10 protein-coding genes are annotated in these 9,259 nt (G+C 60.5%); 1 reads left to right on the forward strand and 9 read right to left on the reverse strand.

What is annotated here, in order from left to right; genetic code table 11:
* Positions 1 to 104 precede the first annotated feature (104 nt).
* From HMPREF7215_RS13940 to HMPREF7215_RS09080, 9 genes are all read right to left on the reverse strand, one after another.
* Positions 105 to 236 (reverse strand): hypothetical protein, encoded by a 132-nt coding sequence (locus tag HMPREF7215_RS13940; protein WP_009165524.1) that lies wholly within the window; start codon positions 234 to 236, stop codon positions 105 to 107.
* 231 nt (positions 237 to 467) lie between these two features.
* Positions 468 to 1,226 carry an acyl-CoA dehydratase activase gene (locus tag HMPREF7215_RS09050; protein WP_009165525.1) on the reverse strand — a complete coding sequence of 253 codons (759 nt, stop codon included), beginning with the start codon at positions 1,224 to 1,226 and terminating at the stop codon, positions 468 to 470.
* Positions 1,227 to 1,290: 64 nt separating this feature from the next.
* Entirely contained in the window at positions 1,291 to 2,430 is a 1,140-nt protein-coding gene (locus HMPREF7215_RS09055; protein ID WP_009165526.1) for a double-cubane-cluster-containing anaerobic reductase, read from the reverse strand.
* A gap of 260 nt (positions 2,431 to 2,690) precedes the next feature.
* The gene (locus HMPREF7215_RS09060; RefSeq protein WP_009165527.1) at positions 2,691 to 3,143 is read right to left on the reverse strand and encodes an amino acid ABC transporter permease; all 453 of its coding nucleotides are present in this window, start codon (positions 3,141 to 3,143) and stop codon (positions 2,691 to 2,693) included.
* Between the two features lie 6 nt (positions 3,144 to 3,149).
* Positions 3,150 to 3,353 carry an L-cystine transport system permease protein TcyL gene (locus HMPREF7215_RS12895; protein WP_009165528.1) on the reverse strand — a complete coding sequence of 68 codons (204 nt, stop codon included), beginning with the start codon at positions 3,351 to 3,353 and terminating at the stop codon, positions 3,150 to 3,152.
* 12 nt (positions 3,354 to 3,365) lie between these two features.
* Complete coding sequence (locus tag HMPREF7215_RS09065) at positions 3,366 to 4,109, reverse strand: transporter substrate-binding domain-containing protein (protein WP_009165529.1); 744 nt, start codon at positions 4,107 to 4,109, stop codon at positions 3,366 to 3,368.
* An 18-nt stretch (positions 4,110 to 4,127) separates the two neighbouring features.
* Positions 4,128 to 4,901 (reverse strand): ABC transporter permease, encoded by a 774-nt coding sequence (locus tag HMPREF7215_RS09070; protein ID WP_009165530.1) that lies wholly within the window; start codon positions 4,899 to 4,901, stop codon positions 4,128 to 4,130.
* A gap of 12 nt (positions 4,902 to 4,913) precedes the next feature.
* On the reverse strand, positions 4,914 to 5,960 hold the full coding sequence (locus HMPREF7215_RS09075; RefSeq protein WP_009165531.1) for an ABC transporter substrate-binding protein: 1,047 nt from the start codon (positions 5,958 to 5,960) through the stop codon (positions 4,914 to 4,916).
* 42 nt (positions 5,961 to 6,002) lie between these two features.
* A complete protein-coding gene (locus HMPREF7215_RS09080; RefSeq protein WP_009165532.1) occupies positions 6,003 to 6,866 on the reverse strand; it encodes an ABC transporter ATP-binding protein in 864 nt (287 codons plus the stop codon).
* Positions 6,867 to 7,434: 568 nt separating this feature from the next.
* Here HMPREF7215_RS09080 and HMPREF7215_RS09085 point away from each other — a divergent pair.
* Positions 7,435 to 9,153: a phosphodiester glycosidase family protein gene (locus HMPREF7215_RS09085; protein WP_009165534.1), complete on the forward strand. Its 1,719-nt coding sequence runs from the start codon at positions 7,435 to 7,437 to the stop codon at positions 9,151 to 9,153.
* Positions 9,154 to 9,259 lie beyond the last annotated feature (106 nt).

Here is a 9,259-nt window from a genome sequence, read left to right on the forward strand (position 1 = left end):
TTGAACGAGAGGCAAACGATGCTGTCTGCCTCTCGTTCAATTTTTTTTGCGGATTTCTTTCCGCGCCTTTTTCATTACAGAGAACAAAGAAAGGCTCTTTTATACTATTTCTTGTAGTAAGGCAAAGGCCTCTCCATGAATTGGGCGTTCATGGGAAGAGCCAGATGCAGCGCCAGCGCCGCCAGCGCGGACATCGCCGGTAGAAAAGCAAGAACGGCGCCGCAGTCGAGCCGCACGGTGACATCTCCCAACCGACGTTTCGGGAAAATGCACGAACTTTGAACTGCTTTTGTGGAGTCCGACTCATTGATGGACATGGTTCACCTCAACAATACCGACTGTTGTAAAAATCGCTACAGGAACTGCGCCGGCCGCACGACCCTCGCTACAGCCCGCGATGTCGTTCGTCCCGGGGGAGCGCTGAATGCCTCGGGGACAGCTCTCCGGCACTCCAATTTCGAAGGAGTTCATTTGCCCAACAGGGCGGCGCCGACAGCGCCGGCAAAACGGGCGTCCGGGGTCGTGCGCACCGGCGCATGCAGGGCCTCGGACAGCTTGCGCAGTATCATGGCGCTGTCGCAGAAACCTCCGGTCAGAAAGTAAGCGCCCGCTGCACCCTTCCGTGCCGCCTGCACCGCGACCTTGGCAACGACGGATTTGACAGCTCCGCAGGCAATGTCTTCCCTCGGCGTACCCAATCCCATCAGGCTGACGATCTCCGACTCGGCGAAGACCGTACACATCGAGGAGATCGTGATTTCCCGTCCGCGTTCCGCCAGCGCGAACAACTCGGGCAGGGTGACTCCCATGCGGTTGGCCATGATCTCCAGAAACTTGCCTGTCCCGGCGGAACATTTGTCGTTCATGACGAAGTCCACGACACGGCCGTTCCGGACGAGGATCACCTTGGTATCTTGGCCGCCAATGTCGACGACAGTGAGGTGGTTCTCGCCCCCAAGGAAGCAGGCTCCTTTGCCATGGCAGGTGATCTCCGTCAGGATATCGTCAGCGTAGGGGACGGAGACCCGTCCGTACCCCGTCGCCGTGACGCGGAGTTCTTCCCGCGTATACCCCAGAGAGAGCAGCCAGGCCAGGATTTCAGCGGCTGTCTCCCTGCTGTTCCAGCCACTGGGCATGAGCTTCCGGGCCAGGATCTCGTTTTTTGCGGCATCCATGACCACCGTTTTGCTTGCCGTGGAGCCGATGTCGATGCCCACATAGTACATTGCGCTACCTCCTCTCTCTTCGCAGAAACACCCACTCCGACTCCATGCTCTCCGGGCGGGGCGGTTACGCCATCATCTCGATGAAAGCCCCCAGCCGGGTCTCGATCTGCCCCCGGTCTGACGGAGAGAAATCGGTGTCGATGCGAAGATAGGGAAGCCCGAGCTCCTCGTAAATCGTGTTTTTCGTGTGCCAGGCCTCTACGGCAAATGTGTGGCAACCATGCAAGACCACTTCAATGACCCCGTCCACTTGGTACTCCGAGACCAGGTGCTTGAGATCGTCGAATCGGCCTTTGTTGGGCGTCATCACGGAGCAGTTGATCTTGAGGTAACGCTCAGCCAGGGCTTCGTAAGGATCTTTTTCCTCGTCGACCATAAAGCGGAGCGTGCGCGGCCCGGCGCAATGATCTGAACAGACGTAATCGGCTCCCATCTCTTCCACCCGGCGGACCAGCTTCTCGCGCAGACCCGTGTTGGGACAGCCCGTCAGCAGGACGCGCGGGCGGTTTTCAGCCCCTGCGCGCACGCGACTTTTGAACTCCCGCGTCTTCTCCTCCAGTTTCTCGATAAGGCTGTCGTCCGTAAAATGGAAGTCGGCGGACTCCGAGATCGTGGTGAGCTCGTACCCTGACACAGGGGTCGGTTTGGCCTTGGCTACTTCGTAGAGCTCTATGAGCGCCTTCCTCACGCGATTTCGGTAGACGATGGCGTCGTGAAGCTTTTCTTCCGTGATCTTGACGTCGAAGAGCTCTTCCAGGAACTTGGCGCCCAGGCGAATCTCCTCGGCCCAGGACTCCAAGGCCAAGGCATGGTCCTTGCCCTGCGGAAGCTTCATGACGTGTACCGGCTTGAGTTCGCCCAAGAGCTCGTACATCTTCTTCTTACCGTCGCAGGTCGTCTCTGCGAGCACTCCGTCGGAGAAGTAAAAGAACGGGCATTGATCAGTCATGGCCAATCCATAGCTGGATTTGATCAGGGGACACAGAGTCTTGGGCAGCCGCGTCTCAGCCTCCAGAATGCCCTGCTCGCTGTTGCCGCAAAGCCCCACCGGAATGGCTCCGGCCGCGTGGATCAGCTCGGTGGGTGTGTAGGAACAGAACGTTCCGACGACCTTTTTCCCTTTCTTTTTCTCCTCGTAGAGCGCCAGGAAAGCGTTTCTTCGTTTTTCATCGTAGCTCTCGAAATTTTTTGGCAATTCCAGCATGCGTTTATTCCCCCCGTGAAAATATCGGCAAATTGAAAAGAGCGTTGACGCTGCTTCTTCATTAAAAATTTGAATCGTGCGGCGCTCCGATGGAGATCCACAAAGCGAGTCGCACAGACCGCGCCGCTGTCGGGGCGCCCTCGTGTTCGGCTTTTTGATCAAGAAAGAGTATTAAAAACTGACGGGCAGTTTCCTCCGTCCGTTCGGCAGCGCTCCCGCCGTAAAACCACTGCTTAATAGTGACAAAAGGTTCATGGAATTTAGGCGGAAGCCGATTTCAGTTTGTCTTCGCAGCGCTTTTGCAGCTGCTCCAGCGCCAGAACGATCAACCAGTACATAATGACCATGGACATGTAGGCCTCGAAATACCGAAAGGTGATTCCGGCCTGTATCTTCGCGACCGCCGTGATATCGAGAATACCTATGGTGAAGGCGAGCGAGGAGCCTTTGATGGCGTCGATCAGGTTGTTGACGATGCCGGGAACGGCGACCGGTACCGCCTGGGGAATCACGATCAGCCGCAGCGTCTGCATCCGCGTCAGGTTGATCGACTTCGCCGCTTCGATCTGCCCGCGGTCCACCGCCAGGAAGGCGCCGCGGATGATCTCGCTCATGTACGCGCCGCTGTTCAGCGCCAGCGTCAGCATGAAACCCTCGATCTTTCCCATGGAGGCCAGACCGGCAACCAGTCGGGGCAAACCGAAATAAATCATGAAAAGCTACCCGATAAAGGGCGTGCCGCGGAAAAAAGAGACGTAAAGCTTGCAGAGGGGCTTCAAGATCGGGACGTCATAGACGATCGGGAGCGTCGCCGTCAGCCCCAGAAAAAGCGCCGCCGCAAACGGCAGAACGGTTATCAAAAGCGTCCTCGGCAAGGCCGGCAGCATCTTCACAAAGACCCGCCCGACGAATTCCAGATCCATGAACGCCTCCGCTTAATGCGTTACGGTAAAGTCGAAGTCAAACCACTTTTCGGAAATGCGTCGCAGCGTACCGTCTTCTCTCATCGCCTTGAGCGTCTTATTCGTCGCCTCGCGCAGCGCGTCGCCCTGCGGAGTTTTGGCGAAGGGATACGCGCTTTCGAAGTAAAGCCCGCCGCCGATGAGCACCTTGATCTTGTCTGCGCCAAAGCGCTGGATGGCCTCGATGGCGATCGTCTGAGACTGGACGCAGGCGTCGATTTTCCCCATGACGACGTCCTGCATGGCCGTGTCGTCGAAGTAGACCCGCTTGATCTTGACGTTGTTTTCTTTTTCGATCCGATCGATGAACTCCTCGTCGACGGAGCCGGGCACCATGCCGATCGTCAACCCGTCGAGATCTTTGAACGTCTTCGCTTCGGTCTCGGGACGCGACATGAGGTTCTGCTCGTCGTAAAGATAGGGGTCGCTGAAGTTGTAGATCTCTCTGCGTTTTTCGGTGGGCGCCAGCGTGTTGGCGACCGTGTCCAAGCGGCCGTCGCCGATCATTCCCAGGAGACTCGAAAAGGGCATCTGCTCGAACGCGACTTTCCAGCCGTTCCTCTTGGCGATCTCGTTCCACACGTCGACCTCGAAACCTTCCAGCTCGCCCTTGTCGTTCAGGACCGTGAAGCCGGACGTCGAGCCGTCCATGCCGACGCGGACGGATGCCTTTTCTGTTTCGACACCGCGGAATCCAGGCAGACTGTCAAAAAACAAGGCGCTTCTCCGACGCGTTCACTGGGCGCGGGCGTTCGTCGTCCAGCGGAGCAGGCGCTTTTTGATCTGCTCGAAAAACTGCATCACCACGACCAGCACCAGCACCATGAACAGGAATCCCGCCCAGGTGTAGTCGTACAGCCCGAACTCGGCGTATTTTTTCACGAAAAAGCCCATGCCGTACTGCGCGCCGTACATCTCCGAGTAGACCAGCATCACGAAGGTGCTGCGCAGCGAGTTGACGAATCCGGCGAGGATCGCCGGGCTGGCCGCCGGCAGGATGACCTTGACAAGCCGCTTGAAGCCTTTCAGCTCCAGCGTCGCCGCCTTGTCGAGATAGCGCTTGTCGATGGTCATGATGCCCGTGATGGCCGCGAACAGCGTCGACCAGACCGTGCCGTAAACGATCAGGAACACCGAGGCGCTCCAGAAATCGGGCGCCAGCAGCAGCGCGAACGGCGACAGCAGGATCGACGGCACGACACTGAACATGTAGATTACGGGGTACAGCGCGTCGCGCAGCCGCTCGTTCATACCCAGGACCGTGCCGACGAACAGCGCCACGCCCAGCGAGACGGCGATCGACGGGATCATCAGCTTCATCGACGCCAGCAGGTTCACGAACATCGTGCGCCCTTCGCCGGCGAAGACTTTGCGGATCGCTCCGACGCGCGGGAACAGGTACGGATTGGCGCGCCCCGTCTCGGTCGCGAACACGTACAGAGAGATGAGCGAGGCGCAGATGCAGAAGGTCAGCCAGTACTTGCCGAGAAAGTATTTCAGCCTGCCCATCGCCGCAGCCGCTTAGTTGTTTTCCTCGAAGAAGGCGCGCTGACGCTCGTAGAAAGCGGGATCCTCGCTGCCGTGGGCGGCGCTGACGTCCGCAAGTGCCTGCCGATACAGCTCGGTGTCGATATGGTCTTCGATCTTGATGTTGCGGGCGTTTTCGCTCAGGAAACCCGTTTTGTCCAGAATGCCCCAGGCGCGGACGACCGACTTGCTGAGCGGATCGGCGTTGACGACGTAGTGAGCGGTGTCGAGCATGTAAGCGGCCACGTACTCGTCGGAAGCGCCAATCTTTTTGGCCAGCATGGCGACGGCTTCGTCGCGGTGGCTCTCATAGTAGCTCTGCGCCCGCAGCAGCGCGCGCAGGACGGCTTTGATCGTCTCGGGATTCTTTTTGACGTACTCCGTCTGGGCCTCCATGCGGCAGCAGGAGTAGTTGGGCATCACTTCGCTCTGATAGGTGACGATTTTGACGTCGTTCATCTTCTTGACGTTGAAGTTCTGCCCCGTGCCCATCAGCGCGTAGTCAACCTCACCGCGCACGACGGCGGCCAGCGCTTCGTTGTAGCCCGAGTAGGTCACCCAGTTGACGGCCTTGAGCGGATCCTTGTAGCCCAGATCCATGACCGCGCCGGTAAAGGCGAAGTACGAAGGGTTGCAGGCGAACTTCTTGCCGATCAGCGACTGCACGCCGTTCCATTCCGCGCCGGCACGGGCGATCACGGGCATACAGCCAGTCACCATGTGGCCGCCGAAGATGGTCAGGTCGATGCCGGCGGCGATCTGCTGCAGCGGCGCAGCCGTGCCGGAGTTAGAAACCACGTCCACCTTGCCGGTGGCCAGCAGCGTCATGGCGTCGGCGTTGGCGTTGGCGAGAACCGGCTCGATCGTCAGCCCCTCGTCCTTGAAATACCCCTTGTTCTCGGCGATCGTCACGAGCACGTTGCCGCTCGTGCCATAGTTCCAGCGCACGACGCGCTGCTCGGGGGCGGCGGAAGCGGCCGAGGCGGCCAGCGCCAGGCTCATGACGGCAAACAGACGGACAGCATTTTTCTTCACAGACATAAAAGAACGCTCCTTTATAGAGATAAATATGGTGCTTGTAGCTTAATCGACGGAGCCGTTTCCATGCGCAAACAGGCTGCTGCGCGACAGGCGCTCGGCCACGTCGCGGTTGATGTGCCGGATCAGCGTTTCGCGCAGGCGGACGAACTCCGCGTTTTCGAAGCGGGCGCTGCGCGAAGCGCGCTCCACCGCGGGGACGCGGCAGTCGAAGATCACGCCGCTGGGCGACTGGCCGAGCACGACGACACGGCTGCCCAGCAGCAGCGCCTCGTCCACATCGTGCGTGACGAAGAAGACCGTTTTCTTCGGCTCGTGCTTCGCCCACAGCTCCGATACCAGATCCTGGAGCATGGCGCGCGTCACCGCGTCGAGCGCGCCGAACGGCTCGTCCATCAGCAGCATCGGCGGATCGACGGCGAACGCCTGCGCGATCGCCACGCGCTGCTGCATGCCGCCGGACAACTCGCGCGGCAGCTTGCGGAAGACCGCGCCGTCGAAGCCGACCTCGCGCAGTTTTTCCAGCGCGACCGCCTTCAGCTCGTCCGCGCCGCGCCCGGGAAAGCGCTGCTTCAGCGCCAGCATGATGTTTTCGCCCGCCGTCATCCACGGGAACAGACCGTAATCCTGAAAGACCACGCCGCGGTCCAGCCCCGCGCCGCCGATTGGGCGCCCGTCGATCGCGATCCGTCCCCGCGTCGGCCGCTCCAGCCCCGCCAGCAGGCGCAGGAGCGTGCTCTTGCCGCAGCCCGACTGTCCCAGCAGGCAGACGAACTCCCCCGCCGCCACGGCAAGGTCGATGTCTTTCAGTATCAGCTTGTCCTTCACATACGCAAAAGAAAGTTCTTTGACGGCGATATTCTGCACGGCGGGCGCGTCCTCTCTGAGTTTGCCATTCTTTGGATTCATTCTTATTCGTTATAATGATAATATCATCGTGTCGGACCCGTTGCATTGTGTTATTGCGCGGACTTTTGACCAATTCCGCGGTCTTTTGTGCGTCATTAGCGATGATATTTCGAAGACAAAACGTCCGGCGACGAAAACGGTTCTGTCGGCCCCCGATGGAAATCCGAACTGTTCCTCTTCAAGTAGACAGAGAAATAATGAGAAGGGACTTCCCAGCGCTGCGGCGCTGTGGCAATCGCAGATTCCGGTTGGCTGCCGAGGCATCCAACCGGAATCTGCGTTTTTTATGCCGCTAAACACAGATTATGTTTCTCCATCAGCGTAAGAACACCAAGGTTACGCCGCACACGCCTGGTGTTCTAGTAATGGATGTAATTCTCAATCACATCGATGAGCTCTTTCATGCCGTGCAGCAGGCGTCTGACCAGCCCCGCTGGAAGCTAGCGATGCTGCGTCGATACAACACGCCGTATTTCGCCGCCGCGCCGTCGACGCGTGAATCCTGACGGAATTTCCGGAAGATGCTAAAATAAGCCGTCATCTGTTTTGGAAAAAGGAGACTGAGAACATGTCATTCATGTCGTTGAAAAAGATCGCCGTTCTGGTTCTGCCCTTGCTGGTTGCGGCCGCGGGAACGGCCTGCGCGGAAGTGCCGCGCGGGAAGGTGTTGGGCGAGCTGATGCAGGTCCTCGACCTGCCGCTGAAGACGGGCAAGACGTTCGGCGACGTGGACGAGACGACGCCTTACAGGCCGGCGCTGCTGTCGGCGCTTTCGCTGGGGATCCTCTACCCGGCCGACGATTTTTCGCCGGAGATCGCCTGCACGAACGCCGAAGCGCTGATGTTCGCGTTTCAGGCCATGGGGTTCCGCCACGAGGCGGAAACGGCGGCCTGGGCGCTGCCGCCGGAGGACAAAAGTCTGCCGGCCTACATTTCCGGCTACGTGGCTCTGGCCAAGTCGGTCCAGCCGGCGGCGCCGCGGAGCGTGTTTTCCAAACCGTGGGACAGCATCACCGAGGCGCAGCTGAGCGAAGTTCTGGAATGGGCGGGGCGCTGCCGCGCCAGTCTGGTCTGGGACCACGAGATCAGACGCCCCGAAGGCGCGCTGCGCATCCACCGCGAAAACGTCGGCCGCCCGCCGCAGGGCTGGCGCGTGCAGCTGGGCATTTTCGACACGGAGGCGCAGGCCAGCGCTTTCGCGCGCAAGAAGACGAGCGAAGCGTGTCCGCTCAGCGTGCAGGAAGTGGATTTCAGTTACGGCGTTTTCACGCCGCTGGTGGCCGACCGCAGCCAGGCCCACGAATGGGCGGTGCGGCTCGGCAATGGATTCGGCGCCGTGATCCTGCCGGAATCCGGCGACAGCAGCGCCCTGTTCTGGACGTCTTTCACGCCGGCTGATCCGGCCGACGCCGTGATCGGCATGAACCGCGCCGTCAGTTCCCAAGCGCTCGCCAAGCTGTCGGAGATCGCCGCCGCTCACAAGGCGCTCGTCGCCATGAACGGCGGCTATTTCGGCGGCAACGGCCCCATCGGCGCGCTGTTCGCCGGCGGGCTGCCGGTGACGCTGCCTTATTACAACCGTTCCATGGCGGCGTGGAACGGCCGCGGGCAGATGCACTTCGGCGGCGGCGAATTCCGTATGCGCCTGTCGGTCAACGGCGGTCCGTTTGTGCCCGTGCTGCTCAATTCCAAGGTCGATTATGGTTCGACGGCGATCCTCACGCCCGCGCTGGGCGCGTCCGAGGCCCGCGCCGGCAACAACGGCTTCGTGGCCCGCGTGCACGACGGACTGGTGCAGGAGGCGGTGCCGGCGCTCCAATTCAGCCGCGACATGAGACCCGACGAGTGGCTGATCGTCAGCCGCGATCCCAAGTTTACGCTGCAGAAAGGCGACCGTGTTACGCTCGAAACGCAGTGGCGCGAGACTCCGCCCATCGACGTCGCCAGCGCCGTGCAGGCGGGGCCGCTGCTGTACGCGCCCGGGCACCAGTTCTGGGACGAAATGCTGAGCCTGAGCATCCTGACGCTGCGCCATCCGCGCACGCTGCTCGGCTGGGACGGCAAGCGCATGGTCTGGATCGTGGCGGACGGCCGTTCGTCGTGGCACAGCCGCGGCCTGTTCCTGAACGAGGCCGAGCAGCTCGGCCGCCGACTGGGGCTGACCGCTCTGCTCAATCTCGACGGCGGCGGCTCGTCGGAAATGTGGTGGGACGGTCACGTCGTCAACGCCGTCAGCGACGGCCGCGAACGCCGCATGCCCTACGGCCTGATGGTGCTGAAAAAGTAACGGCGGGCGTTTGCCGTTCGTTCTTTGCGAAACGGAAATTCCTGCGAAATCCGGCGGTCCCGCGACCGTCGGATTTTTTTGTTCAGCGAAGACGCTCCCTGCGGAA

Origin of the sequence: Pyramidobacter piscolens W5455, from assembly GCF_000177335.1 — a bacterium.
GTDB lineage: Bacteria > Synergistota > Synergistia > Synergistales > Dethiosulfovibrionaceae > Pyramidobacter > Pyramidobacter piscolens.

Bases quoted from the DNA above. Each gene is read 5' to 3' on its own strand.
- HMPREF7215_RS09075 (WP_009165531.1), bottom strand. From the start codon at position 5,960: ATGTCTGTGAAGAAAAATGCTGTCCGTCTGTTTGCCGTCATGAGCCTG.
- HMPREF7215_RS09070 (WP_009165530.1), bottom strand. From the start codon at position 4,901: ATGGGCAGGCTGAAATACTTTCTCGGCAAGTACTGGCTGACCTTCTGC.
- HMPREF7215_RS12895 (WP_009165528.1), bottom strand. From the start codon at position 3,353: ATGGATCTGGAATTCGTCGGGCGGGTCTTTGTGAAGATGCTGCCGGCC.
- HMPREF7215_RS09050 (WP_009165525.1), bottom strand. From the start codon at position 1,226: ATGTACTATGTGGGCATCGACATCGGCTCCACGGCAAGCAAAACGGTG.
- HMPREF7215_RS09060 (WP_009165527.1), bottom strand. From the start codon at position 3,143: ATGATTTATTTCGGTTTGCCCCGACTGGTTGCCGGTCTGGCCTCCATG.
- HMPREF7215_RS09055 (WP_009165526.1), bottom strand. From the start codon at position 2,430: ATGCTGGAATTGCCAAAAAATTTCGAGAGCTACGATGAAAAACGAAGA.
- HMPREF7215_RS09080 (WP_009165532.1), bottom strand. From the start codon at position 6,866: ATGAATCCAAAGAATGGCAAACTCAGAGAGGACGCGCCCGCCGTGCAG.
- HMPREF7215_RS09085 (WP_009165534.1), top strand. From the start codon at position 7,435: ATGTCATTCATGTCGTTGAAAAAGATCGCCGTTCTGGTTCTGCCCTTG.